This is a genomic window from Rania fehmarnensis (genome assembly GCF_056494185.1).
The window spans coordinates 2,666,573-2,693,308 of record NZ_CM151398.1 but is presented as its reverse complement, the minus strand read 5'-3'; the positions used below and the strand labels follow the sequence as shown (position 1 = coordinate 2,693,308).

Below are 26,736 nucleotides of genomic sequence, written 5' to 3'. Positions count from 1 at the left end.
AAAAAGAGTTTCGATCTATTTTCCAGGAGGAAGACACATGGCACGGACACGGATTCCACTCAGCCAGGCGGACGAAAATGCACGCAAGATGCGTGAACGATTGGACCTGAGCACAGCAGAAATCGGCTTAGCCGTTCGCACTACTAACTGTCTTGAAGAGCGCGGCATATTTACGGTCAAACAACTGCTCAACAGCACGCGCGAAGAATTGCTGAGCATCACCAACTTTGGTGAAAAGACACTCGAAGAAGTCTACCAGGCTCTCGAGCGCATCGGTTTCGCTAGACCCAGCCGCCGCAGTTCACCCAAGTAAGCCTAAGCCGTAGGCATTGGCCTCGGTTTTTGTGGAGTGCTGTAGCGTTAGCCACAGCTCTTTGGCGGTCTTGGGGTGGCACTGGCTATGCGCAGCATTGCCAGTGCATGGAACGAAGCGGGACGGTTGACCAGCCGGTGCAGTCAGCCAACGAAAGCGAAGTTATGGACACACCTTCACTTGGGCGCCGTCTGTGACCGGTACGATCAATCGCGAATGAACCACCGCAGGGTGCTCTCTCACTTCGATTTCATTGGCTGGTGCAATCGCAAGCCGAATATCAACCACTTCGCTGGGAGCACTGGCAATGCTGCGCATAGCCAGTGCCACCCAAACCCCTTGGCTAACGACTGCGGTTTAGGAACCGGGGCTACTAACTAACGCCCTCGGCTTAGTTAGGCGTTTTCAACTTGAGCATTATCGCTCGAGAGCAAGCGCAGCAGCATGGCGCGCAGGTCGCGTACCTTCAGAGGCATGCCAATCATGACGCGACGAGCGCCGGTTTTGGCATGGCGGATGATGAACTGCTGCTTGCGGTCGACCAGCAAAATGGCCGGCATGTCGGCCGTGTGGGCGTCTTCGCCGAGTTTGTTGAACGCATCCAGGGCGGCGCCGCCCAGTTCCGGTGCGCTGAAGATCACGCATTCCGCAGGCCGCTCTTCATCCGATTGGAAACGGGCCAAGGCCCGCTCGGGATCGCTGTAGACCAATACCTTGTAGCCACGTTTTTTGAGCTTCTCGCGAATCAGATTCTGAAACTCGAGCTTACTCTCGATCAGCATCACTGAATGTCCAGCCCCTTCATTGCTGATCTCGTCGTCGACCGCATCGGCCGGAGCCAGCGACTTGGGCAAGGTCTGCGTATCACCTGCTTCCAATCGCTCGATAATGCTACGCAGCTCTTGGTGCATTTGAGCGGCTGTTTGATACCGTTTGGTCGGATCGAATTCCATCGCCTTGTGACAAAAGGCAACTACGTTGTGCGGTAGTTCGGGCGCGATTTGAATCAGCGGCCGAATATCTTTCAGACGCGACACATTCAAGCGCGCCATGCGGTCGCGAGTTTCCGTCAAGGGCGATTCACCGCTGAGGCAGTGATAGAGCATACAACCCAAGAAGAACAAGTCGCTGCGCGAATCATCTTTGCGTACGCCAGTACCACGTTCCAGCGCCGCATAGTCGATCGCTCGCGCATTGGGACAATCAGCCACAGCCTGATCGTTGCTGGTGTCGGCCAGCGCGGCCAAACCGAAGTCCACCAACTTGGCGCGGCCTTGAGCGGTTACCAAGACGTTGCTCAGTTTCATATCGCGGTGCGTAATACCGAAGGTGGAGGCATACGCCAAACCATTGGCTACATCGGCAATCAATCGCAAACTGGTCACCGGTTCGATCTTGCCGCGAATCTTAACTAGCTCGCGAAGTGTTTGACCTTCGACAAACTCCATCACCATGTACGGATTGCGCGGATCAGGGTCGACTTCGTAAATGGCCACGATATTGGGATGCCGCAACTGCATTCCCACTTTCGCTTCGCGCATGAACTGTTCAACTTGCAGCGGCTCGCCGCGATGGCGACGACGCAAAACCTTGACCGCAGCCACGCGACCATTTTCACGATGGACAGCGCGATAGACACGAGCAAACGTACCGGCACCAATCAAATACAGAACTTTGTAATGACCATAAAAGTACCCGGACATCTCACCTTTAAGAATCCGGTCCACCTGCAGATTGGTCAACAACTGCTTACGCTGCAAGACGCGCAGCAGATCATCACACGAACCATCAATCGTGCCGACTTCGGACCAGGCTTGCGAGACCTGGAGGGGTTCCAGCAAGCCCAATTGGACCAGCAACTGCGATAATTGTTCAGGAGTGAATTTCGACATGCCAGGAACGGATTAGCCTGAAATGAGGACGAGTGGTCCGACCTATTGATAGTATGTCAGACGACCTGGAAACGCAAATTTGATATCGTCGGTTACTGCATTCAGCGAAAGACTTTTGGCAAAAGCCAGTAATTTCCTTGCTGCCCCAACTGCCTATATCGTTTTAACAGCACGATTACGGCCCCCACTCCCATAACCACCCCAGGCCAAATTGTCGGCAGCAACAGGAGCATGGCCCCAGCCAAAAACACCCACAGTGGCCATACCAATTCAGTTAAATAGTCAACCAACCGCCCAGAACGCGCCATCAGCATGCGAGTGACCATTAGGCAAATCACGGACCACGCCAAGGCGGCTGTCCAGGGAACAAACCTTGCGACGGCATTCCCATTGTAGTTGGCCTGGAGCGTAAGTTTATGCACAGTTGCCGAAGAACCCAGGCTAACCCAACTGTAATCGTCGTGCCGCAGCCGAGGGGCACTGGCCATAGCACCAATCATCCCACCACTACCCGCACTGGTCAGCCCGTCGGATAGTTCGCCGTTCTCACCTGGCGTTGGTTCACGCTGCGCGATCGACTCGCGTTGGTTGAATCGCTTCCAGAACTCAGCCACCGACAACTGCACCTCATTGCCGGTCTGACCGCTAGCAGGCTCGTTAGGGTCATCTACAAACTGGCTCTTGGCCGAAATCGTCGTGGTTGGGTTCAACCCGGTCGTATCCGGCTGCCAATCCAACAACCAACTTGCCAGTTCATCCAGACCTCGATCCGCGGCCGTCGGAGCCGACTCCATCAGCATCGTGGCCCAAGCCTGGCCCAAGGCACTGTCGACCGCTTCGGTTGAAACCGGCGTAGCTTGATCCAATCGCCAGTGGTTCGATGGGCCACCTGTCCCCGATCTTGCATGGGGCTTGCGCTGGCCGATGAGAATTGGGCCAGCAACCGTTGCCTCGGGCGTGGGCATCGATAACTCGCGTAAAGTAACGCTGCCGTCGACAAAACCCTTATTCCACACAACTAGCAGTTTCAGACGCAGTGGCAGATAGCTGGGCTGCAGCAGCAATTGAACTCGATCATCGCTGGCCTTGGTCCAAGTCAAGGGCTGATCGTTGGCTTCAATGCCAATCAACTCGAGATCACGCGGCCAGGTAATGTTCAAGTAAGCGCGATTGCGAGGATCGATCCACCAATCAATCTCCCCTTTGCAACTGGCGGCTAACGAGTCCGACTGACCATTGGCCAGCTTCATCGGGGAGCTTGTCGGAGGATCGAGGACGATTTTGGTGAAGAGAATCTTACCGATCTGTTGATGATCATCTTTTGTCTGCCAAGTGGCTTGAGACTGGCTGCCGCCGGTTTCATGCAATGTGTAAGAAGTCTTGTCCGTAGGCGATGACGTGGGCGCATCGACGTTGACAACCTTCATATCGATCTTTTCCAGCCCAGGTTGTTCCATCCAATTGGCGGGCAAACCACGTCCGACGTGTGTCCACCGCACCGGTTCACCGGCGACTACAGTGGGCAAGGCGACCACCGGTCGCTGTGTGGAGAGACCAACCAAACGAATGTCAGGTAAGGTGATCGCTTGCGATGCACCGGTTGTGGGCAAGCGAAACGCGAACGAGACGTGGGCAGGTCCCTGCCCGTCTTGAGCGGGCAAGGCACAGAGGACCGTTCGATTACTGTCGGCTGATGGCCAGAGCATCAGCGGTACATTGGCCTCCAACGGTTCGAACAGGCTCGTCTCCAATGAACGTGGAATATCAAAAAAGACTGGGTTCACTTGATCGGGCGGCATGTTGATGACTGCATCCATTTGCGCTCGCCACCCCTGATCGGTGCGATTCAAACGCATAACAGCTTTGGTCGCAGGCGCTTGTTGGTTGCGTGTTATTCTCAACTCAAACGGCAATTCAGCCGATTGACGGTAATTGGCTCCCAACTCCAACTGTCCCATCGATGTGTGCAGTTCCTGCAACAGCTGGCTGGGACGAATATCGAACTTCGCCAATTTCAGTTCACTGTTATCCACTGCCATCGCAGTAGTAGTAACTTCAGCGCCACGAAACAACTGCACGATGCTCGAACTAACCGTGTAATCTTTCAACAGCGGTCGCCCCACGCGTAAAGGCCTGTCCAAAGGCGTGGGAGCACTGAATTGCAAAGTCAAGGCATGCATGCCTCCCAGACTGCTGTCAACAAACACGACCAGTTGACTAGAAGTGGCACTACTAGATGAAGTAACTGATGCCTCATTACCACCGCTTGCCTCATGCACAGAGTACCTGGCAGGCAACGAATCGACATACACGCCATCGACGTGTAGGTAACTCGGAATTTCGAAGCGTACGGCCGATATGCCTACCATCGGTGTCTGCCACTTGGCAACGTATTTTAGTTTGGTCTCAGGCAGGCGCAGATTAACCTCGGTGATTTCATCAACCAATGGTTGCGACACCGAACTAGTGCGCTGCAGGGCAGCTTGCACCGTGCTGCTGGGTGCTTTCCAAATCGTAGGTTGTTCCGCCAAGCGGGATTTGTCCCAGATGGGCAATGCCTGGCTGGATAGGAGCGTCTGCCATCCATCTGTGCCCGCGACCTTCCATTGTGGAGAGTCCGTATAGGACAAAGCTAACGTGCGCGTGGCTGATGCGCCGGATTGCTGCAGAGCCAAGAATGGTACTGGCAGAGTCTGCCCCGAAGCACCTTCGCGCGGTAACATCAACACGCGAATGAGTACGTCCGGGCTGCCGTCGTCTTTGCGCTCGAGCGTATACACCGAGCGACCTTGTGTGGCTGCTTGTTCGGTGGTCAAGAGCCGCGCATCGTTCCAGTCAAATCCAATGGGTGTCCAGTTTCCATCGCCCACTAACACCAACTGCTTAGGCAGTGACGACCCGCCGCGCAGTCGCAATTGGCACTGGGCCATGATTTTCTCGCCCCGCGAATGTATCCAAGTATCGCTTTGAACCTGCGGAGTGACGCGCGTGGCGCTCAGCGGCCAGTTCATCATCAACCGATTGACCGGCCCCAACTTGGCAGTGATGACGCGTGGCGACTCCAACTGCACGCCACCAATGGCCTCGATATTGACGTCGCGCAAATCGTCGCCCAGTACGTCCAAACGGGCCATGGGTATCGAGGGAATTGCGACCGACAGGTAACCGCGTCCCTCGCGCTGCTGAGTGTTGCGTGGTCGCAAGAACATGCGCAGCGTATGTCGCTCGCTATCCTGGGCACGCCACAAGATGTAGTCATTTTCTTGTCGAATGCGGTCGCCGACGGTCATGATCTGCGAATCCAAAAATGCCCGTTGCAGCATGGCCTCGCTCTTCAAAAACGGCAAGCGCAATTCTGAATCAGAGCGGATGGCCTGCACGGTCATTTCAACGGTCAGATCACCAACTTCGTTAGCTAAATTGACAGGATTGTTACTGACTGTGAGCGAATAGAACGCTGCAGCGATGTTAACCGGACTCGACGCGCTATCGATCGATTTGGGACTATTTAGGAGACTATCCAAACGCGGTGAGATGTACACATACTCGCCAGCAATGTTCTTGTCCGCATCCAGCGGAATGACAATACCGAATACTTCACGCGCAGGAGGTCGAGGGGGCTGTGCCTGGGCAATTGATCCGACGATCGTTAGGCTCAGCGCGACTAACCACGAGTTCATTCGCGCTAGCCCGCCGGTCGAGATCTGCACGCTGTCGCTGCGTCGGGCAGGTTGTCGCGATTTTGTGATCAACCAGCGCGCCAACGCCACCAGGCTGGAGGCAATCAACGACAGAATCACAAGTTGGATGGGCCAAACCAATTGGTCAGGCACCAAACATAACCCCGCTCCCAACAGCGTATACCACAAACTCCACAGCAGTAATCGATCGCGGCAAATCAGTAGCATCCCCATGGTCAGAAACAGAAACACGCTGAGTATTAGACTGGCCGCCAGGGTTCGATCGATCGACCATACTCGACTGACCGCCGGTGCCTCGTGCAGATCGAGTGGCCACCAACTGCCACTGGCTGTCGGCCAATCGCTCTGCAGTGGATCATCGACCAACGTGTCTACCGTTTCATCATCGACGACTTCCGACCTGAGACTCCCCTTCGGCTCAGCAGCTTCCAGACTCATCAACTGCCACCAACGGCGCATGGCAAAGCGGCTGAACCATGACGGTTCACTGGCAACATACCAATTTTGTCCCGCCCAGATGTTCGGAGGAAACCACACGATGTGTCGACTGTTCATGGCCGGCAGTTTCAACTCCGGCTGTGGATACTCGACGGCCGAAAGCCAGGTGTTCACATTGCGGCTAGTCGCCTGCAACTCGACTTGCACCTGCTGACCGGCGGGTACGCTAGCCATCACGTTGACTACGCCATCACTATCGGCTCGCGTAAGTTGCAGAGGATCGATGCGCAAGCCATTGATATAGAGCGCGAGCAGATCCCAACTGATCGGTAACTGGAAGTTCAACACCTGGACGTGCGGCGTGGCCAGCATCCAGGTTGATCGATGAACGATGCGACCAGCGCTGTGTTGCCAATGCTCGTGCACTCCACTGCGTATCCAGCCCTTGGGCTGATCAGGTGGGGCCAATTTCAACGATACCTGATTGATCGCGCTGGCGTCATACCGGGCTGCGATTACATCGCTGTACTCTGGCTGGATAGCTTCAGAGATTTGGCCATCGCGACAACACATGCCCGCCGGTAAGACCTCCAGCGTAGCCATGTTTTCGGGCAAGCTAATGCCAAAGGGCAGAACCAAAACCGCGTCTTGCGCGATGGCTTGCGGTACCAGGGGCAACGGCAAGCCTATTGACGTGGGCGTCTCCGTCATACGAAAACCAACATCCGTCAAACGCAGTTCGGCTTGGAGTTGAAAGGGCTCGGCGAGTTCTTTGGATAGTTCCACCGTAAAGGTCGTATCGCCACTAGAGGAACTGACTGCGGTGCTGGATGCTGTCAATCCAGGCGGTAATGTGCCAGCCAGCGGCGTAACCAAAGACCAGGTCGGTGCAGGCAAATTGGGCGGCAGGGGCATAACAATGCGCAGTTGTTTAATACTGCCCGAGATCGGTTGGCAAACAATTCGATAGGTAGCGCTAACTTCATTAGGCAACTGCTGAACTGTTGTATGTAGCTTGGTCTCCATCGTCGCTTTGGTGCGGGCCAATTGGATAGGCGGCAGACTGGCACGACCACCACGAAAGATCCAAGCCTCACCCAACCTTGGCAACAATTCGCGCTGCCAGGCCACCAGGTCGTCTTCACGGGTTCGTAAACGCAGCAACTCTGGGTCGACGTCCAATCGAAACTGACCAGACGATTCAATGACACATGTATCGATCTGATTTGAGCCCGGTAATGACAGAATTCGCGTCGGCGGCAACTCCAGCGTCTCGACATCAGTAGGCTGATGATAATGGGCCTCAAGAATCACGCGCGCATCCAAATCATTGCGCCGCTCATCCCACCGAATGTTTAGTTCCGATGTGCCATCGGCCGTATCGACTACGCTGGCCGAAACACCCAGCGGAGCTTTTTCCAGTTCGACAGAATCTACGAACCAGCCTCTGGCTAGCCGCATGGTGACCTGGTTACCTTGCACCAATTGACTACGGAGATTGGCGTGTACCGAAGCCACTACCAAGTCGTTTTGCAGGTTGATGCGAGTTAACGCATCAACGGTCCAAGGATCCGATTGCCAGCGCAAGCGTGTGCGCATCACAGGCGACTTGCCAGTCCATTGCCATTGCCAGTTCAGCGAACCGGCCTGGTCGCTGTTGGACAAGATATGGGTCTGGCACTGCGCGTCGTCAATTTCGATGTAGTCTCTGCTGCTCAAAGTGCAGCGACCATCCAAAACGTACGCGTCGGCCACATCGATTCTTGGCAGCGGACCGTCAAAGGGAAATGGTATTTGACCAATTGTCTCCACCGACACGACGATATTGGTATCGCCCGGCAGCGCAATGGGCACCTCGACGATCTGAGTTGTATCTTCAGTCTCAGATGGCTGAGTGGCGCGTACGGTCGTCCAGGCCCTTGTTTCGACGTTGTTGATGAAGATCGAGCGAACATGCAGCGGTTCCTCTATCTGCAATCGCAACTTGCCGTCCACTGGCGGGCGCGTCAACTGAAATCTTGAATTAACTTGCAAGCCACTGGCGGTAACCAGAGTGTCACACTGGGAACTGGCCAATGCCAGGCGGTATTGAACTTGGCTGGCTCGTGCGACCGATTCAAAATTGAGCGTGCAGCTCTCTCGACCAGATAGCCAGACTGCGAACCAGCGCTCATCAGGTTGCAATGTGGGTAGACTGTTGGCTGGCCATGATTCAGGGAGCAGTGATTTCACATCGGCAACCGGTGCGCAAGGTAGAGGTGACGTAACGGTAAACTGCGACGGCACCGCAATCAACATGGTCGCCATAACGGCTTTGGGTAGTGACAGATCTAACGATTGCTGGCCGATGTCGCGACGTTTGGTCTTGGCTTTGAAACCAAACCAATAGTTCTGTAAACCTTCAGCACCGGACAACTGCAAACGTTGCTCGTCGACATAACGCAAATCGCGCGACAGCGGTACAAAACTGTCGACTAAACCTTGTGGCTCCTCCAGCGCCACAGAGATTCGATCAATGGGCAGAACGCTGCTGGGGCCTGGCATGGCAACTTGCCAGAGCGAGGCCTTGGAGGATAACTGCTGATCGCTAAAACGGGCAACATAGACAGCCCGCTGAATTCCCGTGGCCTGAGTATTGGACTGCAAACGCCGCCGAGCATCGTCAGCTAACATGCGTTCAAGATCAGTCAGCAGTACCGGCACATAGTTGTCGGTGACTACAGCTTCGACATCATTTTCATCAACAAACACGCGCATCGCCGACCAACTCGGTGCGTCGCTCGCCTGCGCCCACAGCGATTGGCGGCACATCAAACTCAGTATCAACGTCAAGAGCCCGCAGGCCAAGTGGCGCGAGCGAGCATCGTGGAAATGGCGACCGGCAGTGGCCATTGAACTTAGCCTCCACCGTTGGAAGCGATGGGCGACTGCGTACGCGTGGTGGCGACAATTTCGCTTGAACCATGCGACGCCGGACGTATCAGCGACGGCGATTCCGAATTGTCGTGGATACCACTCACAGGTCGCGTGCTGAAGATGCTCCGTCGTCGAACGCGACTTTCGATGGCAGCTTGTGTGGCCGCGTAGAGTAGCACAATGACCAGCGAGACCAGCGACGTCTGGCCGACCAGTATCGCCAGGTCTGGCCAAACAGCGGCCAACGATAATACACAAGCAATCAGCAGCAACAACGCCGCTGGATGTCGCAACGTGCGAAACAACGAGACCAAGATCGAACCGCCTATCGCCACCAAACCAATCGGTAACCACAAAAGTAGGCGTGAGGCAACATAAACTTGGAAAGGATTGACCGTACCGAAGCTGCTAGCGACATACTTGTTTGCGCCTGGAGCCAGTGGTTGCTGGATGGTGGCGGCCAGCCATTGTTCAAAGTCGGACTGATCCATGGGGCTCTCGCGTTGCCACCACAGGCGATCCCACGTCCAGCGCCACTCGGCGGTTACACTGGCTGGCAAAGCCAACAAATGTTGATTGCTGGCCGTCACCAGTTGCCAATAGAACTGGTCAAAGCGTGGACAGCCATCGATGCTGACCACATCTACTTCGATCTTGTTGAACCATCCAACCGTATTGGCCGAACGTGTCCAAACTTCCAAGGTATGTTCCTGGCCAACAGTAAAATCGTTCAGGCTGATTTGCAATCTGCCATCGCTGGGATCAAAGCTCTGTCGAATTCCATCAATAGCCACTTCGGCCGCTAAGTCATAGTTGGGTAAACGAATGGTCAAGCTATCTTGATCGGTCAAAAACCGTGCGCAAAAGCGATCAGCCCGCGTGGTACCGCTCAGGGCGGTTTGTAGCCACGCGCCTGTTACCCGCACTGGCAAAAGAGTGCGACTAGTTTGACGAGCAATGCGCAATTCCAACTCTTCACTGCTCATCGGCAAATCGAAAGGCGAGGTTGGCAAAGGGGACCAACGATCATCGGCTGCATAGCTAGTCGAATCGCCAACCCGCGGATTCGAAATGCTGGTTCCATTTGACACCTGACTGATCCAAGCGCTCAGGCCACTCTGAACACTTGCAGTCACTTGTATGGGATTGCGAACGACCACGTCATCCACTTCTAAAGCTACCAACGGCAACTGCGCGATCTCCTCAGCAGACTTCGAAGCTTGAGGATTACTGAAGGTCGACAATCGATGTTGTGAACGAATCTCCACGTTCACCTTGCCAATGAGTATCGTCGAGCCTACGGCGCGCAGTCTTCCGTCACTGAACAGCGGAACATTGGCTGTGTCGGAGATCGTACCGGCAGCGGTGGCTACCGCATCCGGCGCCTGCGAAGAAACCGGTGGGGAAGTGGGCGATGAAATTGTCGGCACAGCCGTAGATGCAGCATTGGAGTCTACAGCCTCGACGATCCAAGGGACACTTTCGACCAACACCGACACATCGCGGGCTCCATGTGGATCCAGCACCAATGCGGATAACGGTTCGTTGGCGATTTGCAATTGAAAGCGTTGAATGACTTGAATCAACTCGGGTTGTACATTGATTTCAACCCGTTGCTCGGCCGCTACGCGACGTGGCAAGATATCCAGCTTGCCACTCCAGACGGGCAGATCCTTGGCACCGGATTGAAAGCGAAAAGATAATGTTCGCTGGGTGGCGGCCACGGATTGCATGGTTTCTGAAGGCACTGCCAAGGCGTCGGTCAACAACGATTGACTGGTTTGTTGATCCCACGTCAGGAGCACATTGTCGGACGCAGCCACCAATAATGAACCCGATACATGTTGCAGCGGCACGCGCGATTGGTCTGGGGCAAAGAGCATGATCGCCGGCACCGGCAAACGCAGCGGAATAGACTTGCCGCTACCGCTTTCGAGACTCATGTGAGCCACAATGCGCCACAACTGCTGGACGCGCCGCCCTGGGGCAACACTTTCGGAGTCCAGCTGCGAATTAATTTTAATCAAACGTGGGTTAGCAGCGTCGATAATCTGTTGGCCCAACAACTCACCATCCACGTCCGTCATATCAGAGATTGCTTCGGCGGAATCAAGTTGCCATGGCCCCATGTCGATCGCTAACTCGGGTTGCTGAGTCTGATCAAACGCACATTTCAACCAACCGGTCAATTGCACGCCGTCGCGATCTACTCGAGCCAGATAGGTTGGTTTAACGTCGGCGAAATTTACTTCGCGGCGAAAGCTCACATTCAACGCTTGACTTTGCCGCGCGAAACGAAAGACGTACTGCACGCGCTCTTGCATGCCGATGCGACTCTGCTGCACCAGATCCACTCCTTGCGCACTCTTCCATTGCAGGCCAAGCGATTCCGGCACGACCAGCGTGGTGGTACCATCATGACGATCGACGCCTTGAACTTGCAACGCTGGAACTGTGACGCTGGGCTCGATACCCGATGTTGGTGTCCAACGCCAGCGGAACTGAAGGCTCTCCAGTGATGACAATCCCAAGCGACTCGTACTCTGGATGGTCAGCACGGGACGCGTGCGTGTGGGTTGCGGTTTGGCAGGTTGGTCGCTGCCAGCAGGCGCAACAGCTGGATCGGCCGGATTAGCCTGGCTATCGACAGCTTCCACCGCCGGCTGATTGACTGGATCCAGCGGCACATTTTCACTAGTGATCTTGTACTGCTCGGTCTGCGCAAACTCGACAGGAATCCACTCTGCCCCTTCGGGCAGTTCGACGATTAACTTGTCGATGGGCGTTTCGCCATGAGCCCGCAAACTCAACTCGCTATCCGCTTCCCAGGTGCTGATCGGGTCGTCAATACTCCAGCGAGTTTTGCTAGTGACTTCAGCAGCGCCGGCCGCGGGTTGACTCTCCAGATACGTGCGCCACGAGACGTTCAGATCACCGCCTTGGCATTTGACGGATACTTTGCGGAGACCGTCCTGCACTTGTTCGCTGACCAACTCACCACCTTGGCCACGAACGCTGACGTCCTGGTAATTGGCTGGCAAGAGCACTTCGACCGTGGCCAGCGCCACCGGCAGCGTTAACTGCAATGACTGGCGATCACCTTCGCTCTGCACCACAGTTTGGCCGATCAAGCGCGCCGAGTGCGTCGAATTTGGCTCAGCTTGCAACCACCATGTGTATCCCGGTTGATCGTTGCGGCCAACTTGAATTTGTGATTTGCCTGGACCTTCAAACTGAGCCGCTTCGGTCAACAGGCAACTTTGCAGACGCAGTGGAATGCCGGTAACCTTGTGAGCCGTCTCGCTCAACGTCAACTTTATCTGACAGTTCAGGTTGGCCAGTTTGTCATCGATGCGGGCTTCGACCAAGAACTGCTCAAACTTATAAGTCGGTTGATCGCCACCTTCCATGCGGCGGCCCTGCGCTATACTCCACTCCAACAAGTCACTCAGGCGTACATTGGGAACCAACCTGGGAACGCTGTTCTTGTCGGGCAGATAGATTCGGGATGAGAGGTCGAGCGTGCCCTCCTTGAGCGCATCGGGAAATGCCTCCTGAGGCTTGGGCTCGGGCGGTCGCTCATCCTCTTGGGCTTGCAAGCCCAGTGGACAGATTGCCAGAACCAGCGCGCAACTGGCGAGTAGTCCGGTCAGCGCGGAGCGCAGCCGGTCAGCTATTCTGGCGAGCATTTCCATCCAATGTGGACTCAGGATAAAGACAAGAGAGAGTCGAGCAGACACTTCCATGAGTGCTGCCTGGCGACCCGGAGGTTCTTATCCAGTTTACGCAACCGTCATAGCTAATTGAACCGTGCCCAGCCCAGGTTCGCTCCAAAGGCCCCAGAATTCGGTCGTTACAACCGGAATTTCCACAGCTGTGTCCAGGAATGAACGCACAATCCGAGTATCGGGAGCATCCACTCAAATTGGGTGGAATGACTTGGAATCAGGTGCTTAGAAGGTTCCCATTGGAAACGCACGTACCGCGGAGCCCGCAGAGAGGGCTCCGCGGTCCCTGCGTTTTAGGATGAGGAACCCTCTGACCATACGAGATCGTCCAGCTAGTGAACCGTAAAATTGCAAAGGTTTTTTTCGTACTCGTACTCGTACTCGTACTCGAAAGATCTTAGAGCACGAGCACGAGCACGAGCACGAGTAGGAGTAGGAGTAGGAGTAGGAGTAGGAGGTGTCCGCCGGTGTCCGCCTCCGTTAGCGTTGCCAGCGATTACGGAGGTTCTCTTGCCACTGGTTGAAACGTGGTGCGTTGGGATTGCGCCACGCGGGACCAGAGGGCGCGGCGCGGGGTGGCAAACGAGCTTCGCTGGCCACAGGCTGGTCATTGATCACCGGGGCTGACGGAAGATACGTGGACAAAAAGTTGGCCCAAAAGCTCGTCAGCAATTGATCGGCCAGGCGGTAATCACCTTGACGCATTTGTTGTCCAGCGACAAACATCTGACCCGATAGATGAACTTGTTCGTCAGGATGCAAGAACATGCCGTAGACGCGCACATCATCGACACAAATCGTACCCTGTCCAATCAGATCGATGGCCACATTCAATTCCGCCAGGTCTTCGCTGGGCACATCAGGCACCAACAGTACCAAGGGACGACGGCCCCAATCATCGGTCAGTTGCGAATCATCACGAACCGCCTGGCGCGATGAAGTTGGTTTGCCCGATACGAATTCGTGCCAACGTTGAAAGCGTTTGCCATCTCGATATCGACCCACCAGCGATAGACGCACGACAGGTTGCGTAGGTCCAGGAGAACCACGCACCCAAACTTCCAGCGCCAAGCGGCCTGTCGTTGGAATCGCGATGCGGTCACTCTGAATCCAAGCGGTCGCATTGTTCTCAGATCGATTCTCTAGCCTGACGCACGCGCGACCCGTGTGTGGCAATTCATTCTCGAGAGTAATCGTCGTGCTGGGATGGCTGGAGATGGTCCATCCCACAGGCTTGCCATCCTCACCCCATGCCTCGAAGTCGCCACCGCGTAGTCCGAGAGTTTGTTGTTCGTTTAGTTGGCCTGCGCGATCGATCAATAACTGCAGACCGGCCATGCGTTGCTGCATGGATGCGGGTAACTCTGCGGGCGCCGAAGAAGTCACGCTCAAAACCTGAGCGTTGGCATCTTCGATAATCAATCCCATCAAACTGTAGGGACGCATGGCTAGTTGAACGCTGGCCGGCTCACCCGCTTTTAAGCGAATGCTTTGAGCATTGGCTGCGGCATCGCCAGTCAATTGCTGCACCATGCAATGACTCTGAGCCCGCAGTTGCACAAAGACATTCTCGGACCAGGATGCATTGTTAATCAATTGGACATAAGTCTTGCCCTGATGCGTTATCGAGCGCACGCGCAGCGATGCACTGGTGCCTTGCAAGGAAATATCCTTCATGGTCTCAGTTGGAAATTGCTGCAGGACTGTAACCAGTGGCCGCATGGCAGCCTCTTGGCCCATGGGGATCAACCAACCACCTGCAGTCAAGTGCTGCACATCTTGTTGATATAAGCGATTGACTATCTGCCGACGAGCGGCATCGCCGGCTGACTGGGCATGCGGGAACAGCCAAGTTCGCGACTGCGCCAAACCCAACGGATTGACTTTGTCATAGTCGGGCACACGGAAGCTGGTGGGCAATTGTTGCAGGATGAGTCCGGAATGCGTGGCCTGGGTGAGCGCATCGAGTTGCAAGTCACCTTCGATCTGATAACTCCAAGCCCGAGCCGGGGGTGAGCGCAAAGGCGAATCGGTCTGCGGCCTGAGGATGACGATACTTTCGTCGTGTGCCAACTTCTGGCAATCGATGCCACAGGCCAGCAGCATATCGCTGGGACCCACCGCGCCACTGGCGGCTGCCGAAAACTTATCGGTTTCCGGCGGCGTGGCCACCAACTTGGCTGGATTGATCACTAGTCGCGCCTGCGGACACTGCCGCCGCATGGCCTTGCGCAGACGCATATAAAATTCGCTCAGTTGCTCAGCCCGGTAATTCAAATAATTCAATCGCAAGGTTGTGGTCAACATTCGCAGGCGTTGTTCTGCCGAGGTCGGCAGTGCCGAGCCCAACGCCTGCTGAAAGCGCTGGATGGTGTCTTCGTCATAACCCCACAGATCACCTGCAAAATTGAAATGGCTGCGTGGACTCAAGTTGATCTGGACTCCTGCAAAACATGCATGATGACCATAGCGCTGAACCAATTCGAGCACAACTTTTTCCAGCGTCGTTTGTACGCGCGCGTCCAGCGGATTGTATAGGATCGGGCTTCTATCACCCGTCAACTTGGTTTCGGCAGTGGGACCAGGACGCATCGCAATCTTGCCATCAACGCTGATCTGGTAGTACGGCAGTTGCTGACGCAAATCGCTCAACTGTCGTTCGATTGTCGGCTTGGTCGTTGAATCGGTCGATTCGCCAGTGGTTGAGGCTGGCTCGTCGATGGGATCTGTGGCTGAATCAATTGTTAAATCAGTCGCTGGGTCCTTTTCACGCAGGCGGGCTGTTATGCGCTCCAGTTCTGGCAGCGCTCCTTCACCATCGATGGCCAAGATCAGCTTGAGGCCGTGTTGATCAAATTGTCGGCAGAGCAGTTCAACACTGTCTTTGAGTTCGGGAATCGAACCATCGACCAGAAACAAACCGCTATCAAACTTTGGCGAAGGAGTCAGCAATTTGCTGGGATAGATAGCACCGCCTTGGCAGGCTACCGTGATGGTCGCCGTGTTGAAGCCACTGAATTGCGTGTACTGCGCCAAGCGCTGACTGGCTTGCCAGGTAGCTCGCCAACCATCCAGTTCACGAACTCCACCCGCGTCTACCCGGCGTTCTGCGTTAAAGTTCTCAGCCAACAACGGCTTGTCCACGTACAGTGAACACAAACGATTCTGTTCCGAATCCCCAGTGACGACCTTGGCACCGTTAACCACGTCGGCCGTAGATTCAAGCTCTGCATGGCTATCGGATACTTGCAATACAATCTCCGCGATCGCTGCCGGCTGGGTGGCATCTGAGTTGTAGACCAGCACATAACTCTGATTGCTCTTGGGCCAAAAAACCAATTCGTGAGTTACAAACGGATCGCGCACGCCCGTCGTTGGCTCGACCACCATAGCGCTATCCAACCGCAGGGCAGGGCCAGCGGACGCCTGGCTGGGCTCTTGAATGCTAATGACCAATTGCTGAGCCGCATCGCTGGGGGCTTTAACTCGCAAGCGATGCGCTTTGCCGGGTGCGTGCACGGCCATCGGAAAGGCATGCCAGGCACCTTTGGCCAAAACCAAACATTCAGTACCTGCTACCACGCGTCGTTGATGATCTGCGCTACCGATGGAACGCGACATCGAACCGACTTGCCCCACCAATGGAGTAAAGCTCTTGACCGATGGGACTTTGAATTTGCCCAAGCTATCCCACCACGACATGCCCGCTGGGTAGAGTTGGCCAATTTCGCGCCAAGCGTCATGCGGCAGTTGCAGATTCGCGGCAGCCACGTTGACTGCCTGTGACGGGTCGCGCGCCTCCGGTGCGACCACAAACTCCAACCGACGCTCGGGCAATGATGGGCTACTGACAAATGAGCTGATCAAGCGTTTGCGAATCAAGCTGACATCGAAAGCGTAGACGCCATGGGCCGCAGGTGGTTGGAATTCACGGAAGAGAATCTTGTTGAAGCTGCCGGCTTCGTCGACAACCACATCTTGATGGAATTGTTGCAACGTCTTGCCGCTGGCATCTTCTACCAGCTTGACTGTCACGCGATGCTCGCCGGCATTAAGACCAGTCCGATACCCTTCCACCATGACAGCACATGCGTCACCTGCAGAGATTATCGTTTCGCCTTCGTTCAACCGCACGCGCACGCGATCTTGCAGGGGACGTTCAATCGATAGACGCGAACCCTGAGAATCGATGGCCAACGTCTCACGGTCGTGCATGACCTGCTTCAGTTTGACCTTGACTGATTCGGCGGTCGACTTGCCGGGCTGACGAAAGCTGAATTCAATTTCGCTATCGACCGAACCTTTGACCAGTAAATCGACACCACCGAAGTTCGATTGTGTACAAGGCAGAAGAATTATCTCGTTTCGACTGGCCTGCTGGAGAGAACCGACTGCGTCATCCTGTACGCTCAAGTTGCGCACAATATCGAACGTACCGGCGGAGATCTTAATCGAACCAGCAAAATTGCGAGCCGGTCCACCGCCCCATACTGCTCGCAACTCGAGGCTAAGATTTTGCGTGACTGCCGAGGTGTCTAACACTGCCTGACCAGATGCGGGCGAAACCAGCGCGGTCTGTGCAGAGGCCAAACCCGTCAGCGCGCACAGGCCGAGAAAGACCCAGCCAAGCAGGGCAAATCTCCAAGTTTTAATCGGACATCCTTGTCCAACAGCGTTCATCGTTAGCGCTTAACCAGTTCCACTCGGTCCCGAAACCCGTTGGCGGGATACCAAAATCCCACAACTGCACTCTGTACCAAAAACTATGGTCCCGGGGCCAGATGTGAAATTTCGAATTTGGAAACAACCCAAACTATGAAATTGGATGCGAAATTACGACGATTTCTTTTTGCTGGCTTTCTTGGCCGGCGCTTTCTTGGTCGCAGTTTTCTTGGTGGCGGCCTTTTTGGTTGCAGCTTTCTTGGCCGGTGCCTTCTTGGCCGTTTTCTTCTTTTTGCCGCCGCCCATCGCCGCTCGCGCCGCTAGCAAGTCAAGGGCTTGGGTAAAGGTCAGCTCGGCAGCATCCATGTCCTTAGGTACGCTGGCATTGGTTTCGCCATCGGTCACGTAAGGACCATAGCGGCCGTCCAGCACTTGGATTGGATTACTGGTCACCGGTGACGCTTCGAGCGTCTTAATCGGTTCTTTCTTGGCAGCAGCTGCCCGGCCGCGACCGACCGTCTTGGGTTGAGCCAGTAAGTGCAAGGCTTCCTCGAAGGTCACATCAATTGGCGAGACCCCAGCGAGACTGCGCGTCTCGGAGCCGCACTGCACGTAGGGACCAAAGCGACCGTCGCGGGCGACCACCGGCTCATTCATTTCCGGATGCACACCCAAGGTCCGTGGCAGTGTGAGCAGCTTAAGCGCGACCTCCAAGTTGACTTCGTCTGGCGAAATCGTTTTCAGGATCGAAGCATTGCGCTTTTCGGTATCGTCGTTATCGCCAAGTTGAATGTAGGGTCCGAAACGACCGTTCTTGACGTAGATAGGTTTGCCAGTCTCAGGATCATTTCCCAGAGGCTCTTCACCTTTGGCCGCGCCTTCGAGCAACTCCAGCGCTTTAGCCAGCGTGATTTCATCAGGAGCCAATTGATCGGGCAAGCTGGCCTTGCGCTCACCCTGTTCGACAAAGGGACCATACCGTCCCACTCGCACCACTACGTCTTCAACTTGGGTGCCTTCTGGGTCCAGCAGTTTAAAACGACTGGTTTCGCGCGGATCGATTTCTTTGACCTTGTTATCGATCAAGGGTTTGAGCCCCTTGTTCGGCTCGAAGTAGAACTGTTTCAAGTACTCAATAAAGCCATGTTCGTTGCGGCTGATGGCATCCAAGTAATCTTCCATCTGCGCCGTAAAGTCATAGTCGACGAACGAACCCAAGTGTTCTTCGAGCAGTCGAATCACGGCAAAGGCGGTCCAACTGGGCACCAGCGCATTGCCTTTCTTGAAGACATACGAGCGATGTTGAATCGTGTCGATAATCGACGCATACGTACTCGGTCGACCGATGCCGCGTTCTTCCAGCGTGCGCGTCAGCGAAGCTTCGGTAAAGCGGGCAGGTGGTTGAGTCGTATGCGATTTGGCATCGAGCTGCTTTAGGTCAAGCTTGTCACCCTTTTCCATGGCTGGCAACAAAACTTCTTGCTGTGCCAATTCACCATCGGGATCATCGCTGCCTTCGACATAAGCCCGCAAGAAACCTTCGAACTTGATGGTCGTACCTGAAGCCTGGAAGACAGCGCCGTTGGATTCGATGCTGACAGTAACGCGTTCTTTGTTGGCGTCGGCCATTTGACAAGCGATCGTTCGCTTCCAGATCATATCGAAGAGGCGAAACTGGTCGTGATCCAATTCACCGCGCAACGTCTCCGGCAACTGAAACGGATGGCCGGCTGGTCGAATGGCTTCGTGAGCTTCCTGCGCATTTTTGACTTTGGTGCTGTACACGCGTTCGGTCGGATGCAAAAACGCAGCCCCGTATTGTTGCTGCACTAGATCGCGAGCCGCGCGAACGGCTTCGGCAGCCAACGAAGTCGAGTCGGTACGCATATACGTGATGTAACCGTTTTCGTACAAGCTCTGCGCAACTTGCATCGTACGTCGCGCGGTGAAGCCCATCTTGCGGTTGGCTTCCTGTTGTAGCGTACTGGTGGTGAACGGGGCTTTGGGACGTTCGGTAAACGGTTTGACATCGACGCTAATGACGCGATAGTCGCCCGAGCGCAAAGCGGTGACCAGTTTCTCCGCGGAGTCCTGGTCCAGCAGCAACAGGTTGGGATCTTTGATCTTGCCGGTGGCAGGGTCGAAATCTTTGCCCGAAGGAATGCGTCGACCTTGGTAACTGACCATGTCGGCGTTGAATTGTTGACCAATACCAGTGGCAAAGCGACCGATCAAATCAAAATATGTGGCGCTATGGAAAGCGATCCGCTCCCGCTCGCGCTCGACGATCAATCGCACAGCCACGCTTTGCACGCGGCCGGCCGATAATTTTGGACCAACTTTTTTCCACAGCAGTTGCGAAACGTCGAAACCGAACAAGCGATCCAGGATGCGGCGAGTTTCTTGAGCCCGCACCAGCCCTTCATCGATATCGCGTGGCTGGGCCAGGGCATTTTGAATGGCTTCTTTGGTAATTTCGTGAAATACCAAGCGATGCACAGGCACTTTGGGTTTTAGAACTTCGAACAGGTGCCACGAAATGGCCTCCCCCTCGCGATCTTCGTCCGTCGCCAGGTAGAGGTGGTCGACGTTTTTCAGGAGATCTTTGAGCTTACTGACCTGTTTCTTCTTGTCCGGCGGCACAATATAAACGGGCGTAAAGTCTTCGTTAACGTTGACTCCCAGGTAGGCCCAGGGCTCGGATTTGAACTTTTCGGGGAGTTCTTTGGCTCCTTGCGGCAAGTCGCGAATGTGCCCAATACTGGCTTCAACAGTAAAGTCCTTGCCCAAAAACTTGGCAATGGTCCTGGCTTTGGCAGGTGATTCCACGATCACCAACGATTTTCCGGGTCGAGAACTCATAGGCGTTCAGATTTTCAAATGTGGCTCGACGGTCTGCGTCGAGATAGTTCGGACTTTTTAGGAGCCTAACACGCTAGCGACAAGCAGGGGCTCCGGTCAACCGGATGTCCGAAGCAAAAAATAGGTCTCCGCAGTTTCACCGCTAGCTGGTATCCTTGTGTTTTGGTTTGCCAGGCCTAAAATCGCCGCGTTACGAATTTTGCCGAGCACATAAGGAATTTGCCGGATGTCCAGCCCGTTCGAAACTTTTCGCAAGCACCGCACATATTGGATGGCCGGTCTGGTCCTGCTAGCCATTTTGGCATTTATCGTCGCACCGGGCATCGAGAGCTTCATGGATGTCATGCGCTCCAATAGTATGCCGGGAAATGAAGTCGTGGTGCGCTGGTCAGATGGGAAAATCACGGCAGCTTCGTTGGAAAGCATGCGCACGCAGCACGCGAGGACCGTGCGTTTTTTGCAAGCCCTGGCCCGCGAAGTCATCAAAGCCGGCGGAATGCCCAAAGTGCCCGGCTTCCGTTATGACCCCAATCAAAAACGCGTCGAAGACTTGGGCCTGCCCATGCTCGAGACCAGTCGCGCGGTCTGCCAAACGGTCATTATCAACCAACGCGCCAAACAGCTGGGCATCGACTTTGACGACAAAGTTATCGACGAATTCATACGGATGTATTGCGATAACAAGATTTCTGCCCAGCAATTCACCAAAATTCTGACCGATACCAACGGTCGCGACCTGACTCAACGGGGTCTGTACCGCCAACTTGCCTTGGAACTTTCCGCCGTGGTCATGGAACGCATCGCCCTGGCCGGCGTGAACTACGAAGGCAATCCGCTGGTAACACCAGGCAGCCTCTGGCAAAACTATTTAAAGCTCAACCAAGCCGCACGCGTCGAAGCTTTCCCTATCCTGACCAGCGAATACGTGGCTGATGTCAAGGAAACGCCGACCGATTCCGAGTTGCGATCGCTGTACGAACTAGGCGCTAACACCTTCCCCAGCTCGGAAAACCCCGAGCCAGGCTTCCGACGTCACTATCAAGCCGATATCCATTACGTTTATGGTGGCTACAACAAACTGATTGAAGACGAAAAAGCCAAGCTGACCCCCGAGGCTTTGAAGGCCGAGTATGACCGCCTGGTCGGCTTGGGTGGACTGCAAGTTCCAGTTGAAACCGCCAAGCCTGAGGGTACGGCGAATAAGCCCGACGAAGGTCAACCACCTGCTCCTACACCCAACGAATCTCCCGCAGCACCGCCTGCGGAGACCAAGCCGCCTGCGGAGACCAAGCCGGCTGAAGAGAAGCCGGCTGAAGAGAAGCCTGCGGATAATCCAACTCCTGACGCACCCGCGGCAGATGCCAAGCCCGAAGAGAACAAAGTCGATGAGCCTCCTAAGCAGTCACGCTTAGGTGACACTGACAGCCAAGTGCGATTGGTCTCGTTTGCTCAAGATCCGGCTGCACCAGCTGATCCGGCTGCACCAGCCGCTCAAGAGCCAGCCGCAGAACCCACGCCAGCGGCCACGGAGCCTGCACCAACGCCGGCGACTGAACCCGCGCCGGCTGCCGCTACTCCTGCACAAGAGCCAGCCACCACTGCGACGCCAACCGAGCAACCTGCCGCTCCGGCCGAAGCTACACAGACTACTACTCCCACCGCCGAAGGTTCCGTACCGCCCACCACGCCGGTAACCCCATCGGCCACCACGCCGACGACTCCGCCCGCACCAGCTTCGCCGCCAATGCGCACACGAACTTTCGAAGAAGCCAAAGATGACATCGCTCGTTCGCTGGCCTTGGGGATCGTTCGCGATCAATTGGAAGCCAAATTGGACAAGATCAAAGCCGAAGTGGATCGCTACAAACAAGATAAAGAATTAGAGTTGATTCGCGAGCAGAGCAATCAGAAGAGCGATAAACCTGTACGCGAAATCGATGCCAAGAAGATGGCCGAAGCTGAAGGGCTATTGTTTGCGACAACCGGCATGAGCAGTGGCACACGCCTGCGCGAAACACCGCTGGGTCGTAGCATTATCGAAAGCACGCCTTTAGTGAATGTCATCATGTCGCCCATGGTTGAACTGTTCCAACCTTTGCGTTCCACGTTCATCGACATGTCGAATGTCACGCAGCCCGACTTCCAAGAGTTTGTATCCTGGAAGACATCCGAGATCGCGCCTTATACACCACCGCTAAGCGAAGTTCGCGTTGAAGTGGAAAATGCCTGGAAGTCGATCAAGGCACGTGAAGTAGCCCGCGACGCAGCTGAGAAGCTCGCAGAAAAACTGCGCAAAGCCGGCGATGACCCCTGGAAGAGTACGCTCAGCACCGAGCAACAAGCTTTGCTGATCAATCCAGTACCATTCACGTGGATGACGCCGCCACGACAAATGTTCGAAGCCCCGGAGATCACCTTCGTTAACGGCCTGGACGCAGTCGGCGACGTCTTCATGCAGCAGGTCTTCAAATCGAGCGCGGGTCAATTTGTGGTCGCTCCCAACCAAGGCATGAACACCTTCTATGTAGTTCGTGTCCTGGAAACGACACCCGGTGTCGAAGAGTTGCGTCAGAACTTCGAAGTCAGCCGCGGTCGCGCTCGACAGGTGGCTTTCTCCGAACGTCGCGATATCTTCTCCGATTGGTACAAGAACATCGAACGCACTCTAAACGTTCAATGGCTAGCCAGCGATCAAGATCTAATGAATTAGTTGCCTTTCGTTCCGCGGAAGGCCAGTGAGTACCGTAGCGGAAGCCGTCAAGGCTTTCGATTGTGGATCTACCGAAAGTCCGCACAGAGAACACAGGCTGGAAGCCTATGCCACAGCGCACACAGGCTGGAAGCCTATGCCACAGCGAACACAGGCTGGAAGCGTATGCCACAGGGCAATCACACCGGCAGTTTGAAATCGGCCATGGCGGGCACGACGGGTACAAAAGGTACCACGCCTGCTTGGGTAACCATGAAATTCTGCTCGGGCAGACAATCGCCAAAGCTGATCCCCAGGCCGCGAGCCGTTTGCACGGCGGCGCCTTCTGGATCGACTTTGTTTAGTTGACCAATCGCATCGGCAATCGCTACGTCACTGACTGCGGGTGGTTGATAACAAACCATGCGTCCATGTTGGCCACTGGCCACCAAGCGCATCGCATGTACTCCATACTGCGTTGCCAAGAAACGATCGAACGGAGTCGGGCCTCCACCACGCTGCAAATGCCCCAGCAGTAAACTGCGAGTCTCGCTGCGCAGGCGGTGCCCCAGTTCATGAGCAATGCGATCGCCCACGCCACCCAAACGTATCTGTCGATCTTCGATGCGGCGTGGTTCACCGGTGCGTCGATCAAAGGCGTCGGGCTCGCGCGTCACCACATCGCCTTCAGGCAATTCGGCTCCTTCAGCCACAATCACCAGCGTAAAGTTGCGGCCGGCCTGGCGCCTGGCTGTCACTTTCGCACATATGTTTTCGTAAGTCCATTTGATCTCGGGAATCAGAATACAATCGGCTCCACCAGCGATGCCCGCATGCAGCGCGATCCAGCCTGCATGCCGACCCATTACTTCCAAGACCATCGTCCGTTCGTGACTGGCTGCGGTTGTATGTAACCTGTCGAGCGCATCGGTCGCGCAGGACACGGCTGAATCAAAACCAAAGGTAAAGGCAGTGCAGGATAGATCGTTGTCGATCGTCTTGGGTACGCCAACTACCTGAATTCCATATTCATGAAATTGCTGTGCAACGGCCAGCGAACCATCTCCACCGATGCACACCAAGGCGTGCACGTTCAAATCATTCAGAGTCTGACGCACGGCGCGAATTAATTTGGGATCGAGGTCGATGCGCGTATTTTCACCTGATATGGCAGCGAAGCGACCTTTATTGGTCGAACCCAGAATGGTCCCGCCTTGGATTAAGATGCCAGCTGTGGATTGGTCATCCAGGTGCACATAGCTGACCGGGTCGACCAGCCCTTCATAGCCGCGCTGAAAACCTATGACTTCATAACCGAATTGACGAGCCGCTTTGTACGTCCCGCGAATGACGGCGTTTAAGCCGGGACAGTCGCCACCACTGGTAAGAATACCGATACGCGGAACTGGTTTGGTTGACATGTAAGTGCCCGTCGATGGGATGAATTTGAAGGAAACATCAACAGGGGCCTGTAATGCTAGCACGTAACCATAGGTCGTTTTGAGCGGTTGTGCCCGGGTCATGATCGAAAAACGCTATGGCGGGTTGGGGTGGTCTTTCGCTATAGTCCGAACGATCCGCCCAACCCAATCCCGCTTTTCGCTGCACCCCGAGCCACCTGTGGACGGATCGGCAAAAAAATCGGTTGCGGCATCCGACCTGGAACTGAATGGAGTCAACGACCATGCGCAAGATAGCGGTCATTAATCAAAAAGGCGGCGTGGGCAAAACCACGACCGCAGTCAACCTCTCGGCGGCATTGGCCGAAAGCGGCAAACGCGTGTGCGTGATGGATCTGGATCCACAAGCCCACGCATCGCTGCACTTGGGCATCTCGGTCGTTGATCACCAAGTCAATATCTATGATGTATTGTGCGGCGATGCGATGATCGCTGACGCTCGTCGTTGGATTTCACCCAGCCTGGCAGTAGTACCCGCCCATCTGGACCTGGCGGCTGCTGAACTCGAATTGGCCGGTGAAGTAGGACGCGAAGTCATCTTGCGTGACAAACTGGAACTGGACGAAGAGCAGTTCGATTACTTGATCCTCGATTGTCCACCCTCGCTAGGCGTGCTGACGCTCAACGCGCTGACCAGCGTCGATGAAGTCTTCTTGCCTTTGCAACCACACTTCCTGGCCTTGCACGGCTTGAGCAAGCTCTTGCGCACCATTGAGATCGTCGCCAAACGCCTCAATCCTGGCCTGCGACTCTCGGGTGTTGTTTTGTGCATGTATGAATCGAGCACACGCCTGGCCGCTGAAGTCACACGCGATGTCGAAGATTTCTTGCACGCTCAATCAGCCGGTTCCACCGTGTGGGCCGGGGCACGCTTTTTCGAAGCTCGCATTCGCCGCAACATTCGCCTGGCCGAAGCACCCAGCTTTGGTCAATCGATTATCGAATATGCGCCGACCTCCAATGGTGCCGAAGATTATCGACAGCTGGCCCGCGAATTCTTGACCTTGCACGATGGCATCACCTTCCAGCGACACACATTGCCCATCGACAAGCGCACACCAGTAGCCAGCTAATCAGCTGGCGAACCACCACAACATCAATCGCAGCACAATACATTCAAGTGAAAATGGAGACCAGAATGAGCAACATCAATTTTTTCGGTTGGATACGTGACGGAGTTCGTCAATCGGTGCTCTTAGGTGTCAGCGACGCCATTGATCAGATCGGCACACCTGCTAACACCGAAGAACTGCACCCCGATGTCATCGCTTTCTTGCAGAACGGCGCACCGGTTACCGCTGCCGCCGGCGCTGCACCCAAGCTGTCGGGCAACAGCGGCCCACGCAGCGGCGGCCAAAACAATCGCAAACGTCTCGGCCGCTCGCTAAAAGACATCGAAGGCGCACCTAAGCCGTAAGCGCTTTATGGCACCACTCGCCGAATTGCAGACATTGGCCCGCGCGTGCCGTGCTTGATTCCTACTCCTACTCCTACTCCTACTCGAAAATTCTCCGAGTAGGAGTAGGAGTAGGAGTAGGAGTAGGAGTAGGAGTAGGAGTAGGAGTAGGAGTAGGAGTAGGAGTAGGAGTAGGAGTAGGAGTAGGAGAAAACCCTTGGCAACTCAACCGTTCAAAGCTGTACGATCTCTCTAAGCAACCGAGGCTAACGCCTACGGCTTACTCAGCCAGCGTTACAGTTTGCGCAGGCGAAGTAGTAACCCAGTAGAACACTTCGCGTGCCTTCGATTCACCGACCAGTTTCATACGCACTGGAATGCGCAGGCTGGATTGATGATTCTCGCCGTCGGAAGTGATTTCATATTCGGCTAACTTGGAACCTTTGGCCCAGCGCACATCGCCCACGAAGATCGCGGGCGATTGGGCTTTCAGGTCTTCTGGCGTTTTGCCTTGTTTCCAGGCTGCCAGCGTTTCATCCAGCAACTCTCGCGCGGCTTGTGGATCGGATGTCGGATTGCCCGATCCACAGCCTACGACGACCATCACTAGCAAAATGCTGCTTATCCAGTGCGACCAGTGTCCCAAGTTCAAGCCCAGGGGGCATGAATCTTTGGTCAC

12 protein-coding genes are annotated in these 26,736 nt (G+C 55.2%); 4 read left to right on the top strand and 8 right to left on the bottom strand.

The annotated features are described in order from the left end of the window. Positions 1–37: 37 nt before the first annotated feature. Positions 38–313 (top strand): DNA-directed RNA polymerase subunit alpha C-terminal domain-containing protein, encoded by a 276-nt coding sequence (locus tag SH573x_RS09050; RefSeq protein ID WP_479354327.1) that lies wholly within the window; start codon positions 38–40, stop codon positions 311–313. A 162-nt stretch (positions 314–475) separates the two neighbouring features. Here the strand turns inward: SH573x_RS09050 and SH573x_RS09045 are convergent, their stop codons facing one another. The 6 genes from SH573x_RS09045 to topA form a co-directional block, all read right to left on the bottom strand. Then, positions 476–631 (bottom strand): hypothetical protein, encoded by a 156-nt coding sequence (locus SH573x_RS09045; protein ID WP_479354325.1) that lies wholly within the window; start codon positions 629–631, stop codon positions 476–478. A gap of 77 nt (positions 632–708) precedes the next feature. Next, on the bottom strand, positions 709–2,205 hold the full coding sequence (locus SH573x_RS09040; RefSeq protein WP_479354324.1) for a protein kinase domain-containing protein: 1,497 nt from the start codon (positions 2,203–2,205) through the stop codon (positions 709–711). A gap of 101 nt (positions 2,206–2,306) precedes the next feature. Beyond that, complete coding sequence (locus tag SH573x_RS09035) at positions 2,307–9,236, bottom strand: hypothetical protein (RefSeq protein ID WP_479354322.1); 6,930 nt, start codon at positions 9,234–9,236, stop codon at positions 2,307–2,309. Between the two features lie 5 nt (positions 9,237–9,241). After that, positions 9,242–12,949 (bottom strand): hypothetical protein, encoded by a 3,708-nt coding sequence (locus SH573x_RS09030; RefSeq protein WP_479354321.1) that lies wholly within the window; start codon positions 12,947–12,949, stop codon positions 9,242–9,244. A 519-nt stretch (positions 12,950–13,468) separates the two neighbouring features. Further along, positions 13,469–17,668: a glycoside hydrolase family protein gene (locus SH573x_RS09025; RefSeq protein WP_479354319.1), complete on the bottom strand. Its 4,200-nt coding sequence runs from the start codon at positions 17,666–17,668 to the stop codon at positions 13,469–13,471. Positions 17,669–17,821: 153 nt separating this feature from the next. After that, positions 17,822–20,512, bottom strand: a complete 2,691-nt coding sequence (gene topA / locus SH573x_RS09020) for a type I DNA topoisomerase (protein ID WP_479354318.1) — start codon at positions 20,510–20,512, stop codon at positions 17,822–17,824. Positions 20,513–20,738: 226 nt separating this feature from the next. Here topA and SH573x_RS09015 point away from each other — a divergent pair, with 226 nt between their 5' ends. Continuing rightward, the gene (locus SH573x_RS09015; protein WP_479354316.1) at positions 20,739–23,222 is read left to right on the top strand and encodes a SurA N-terminal domain-containing protein; all 2,484 of its coding nucleotides are present in this window, start codon (positions 20,739–20,741) and stop codon (positions 23,220–23,222) included. A 179-nt stretch (positions 23,223–23,401) separates the two neighbouring features. On the opposite strand, the gene SH573x_RS09010 is transcribed toward SH573x_RS09015, so the two are convergent. Then, positions 23,402–24,622, bottom strand: coding sequence for a 6-phosphofructokinase (locus SH573x_RS09010; protein ID WP_479354314.1), 1,221 nt, complete (start codon positions 24,620–24,622; stop codon positions 23,402–23,404). Between the two features lie 263 nt (positions 24,623–24,885). On the opposite strand from SH573x_RS09010, the gene SH573x_RS09005 reads away from it, so the two are divergent. Both SH573x_RS09005 and SH573x_RS09000 read left to right on the top strand, forming a co-directional pair. Beyond that, positions 24,886–25,734 (top strand): ParA family protein, encoded by an 849-nt coding sequence (locus tag SH573x_RS09005; protein WP_479354313.1) that lies wholly within the window; start codon positions 24,886–24,888, stop codon positions 25,732–25,734. Between the two features lie 65 nt (positions 25,735–25,799). Next, a complete protein-coding gene (locus SH573x_RS09000) occupies positions 25,800–26,078 on the top strand; it encodes a hypothetical protein (RefSeq protein ID WP_479354311.1) in 279 nt (92 codons plus the stop codon). 259 nt (positions 26,079–26,337) lie between these two features. Here SH573x_RS09000 and SH573x_RS08995 read toward each other — a convergent pair whose 3' ends face one another. Next, positions 26,338–26,736, bottom strand: coding sequence for a hypothetical protein (locus tag SH573x_RS08995; RefSeq protein ID WP_479354310.1), 399 nt, complete (start codon positions 26,734–26,736; stop codon positions 26,338–26,340).

Excerpts from the sequence above, each read along its gene's own strand:
- SH573x_RS09045 (WP_479354325.1), bottom strand. The coding sequence starts at position 631 with ATGCGCAGCATTGCCAGTGCTCCCAGCGAAGTGGTTGATATTCGGCTT.
- SH573x_RS09025 (WP_479354319.1), bottom strand. The coding sequence starts at position 17,668 with ATGAACGCTGTTGGACAAGGATGTCCGATTAAAACTTGGAGATTTGCC.
- SH573x_RS09010 (WP_479354314.1), bottom strand. The coding sequence starts at position 24,622 with ATGTCAACCAAACCAGTTCCGCGTATCGGTATTCTTACCAGTGGTGGC.
- SH573x_RS09040 (WP_479354324.1), bottom strand. The coding sequence starts at position 2,205 with ATGTCGAAATTCACTCCTGAACAATTATCGCAGTTGCTGGTCCAATTG.
- SH573x_RS09050 (WP_479354327.1), top strand. The coding sequence starts at position 38 with ATGGCACGGACACGGATTCCACTCAGCCAGGCGGACGAAAATGCACGC.
- SH573x_RS09005 (WP_479354313.1), top strand. The coding sequence starts at position 24,886 with ATGCGCAAGATAGCGGTCATTAATCAAAAAGGCGGCGTGGGCAAAACC.
- SH573x_RS09030 (WP_479354321.1), bottom strand. The coding sequence starts at position 12,949 with ATGCTCGCCAGAATAGCTGACCGGCTGCGCTCCGCGCTGACCGGACTA.
- SH573x_RS09035 (WP_479354322.1), bottom strand. The coding sequence starts at position 9,236 with ATGGCCACTGCCGGTCGCCATTTCCACGATGCTCGCTCGCGCCACTTG.
- SH573x_RS09000 (WP_479354311.1), top strand. The coding sequence starts at position 25,800 with ATGAGCAACATCAATTTTTTCGGTTGGATACGTGACGGAGTTCGTCAA.
- SH573x_RS09015 (WP_479354316.1), top strand. The coding sequence starts at position 20,739 with ATGTCCAGCCCGTTCGAAACTTTTCGCAAGCACCGCACATATTGGATG.
- topA (WP_479354318.1), bottom strand. The coding sequence starts at position 20,512 with ATGAGTTCTCGACCCGGAAAATCGTTGGTGATCGTGGAATCACCTGCC.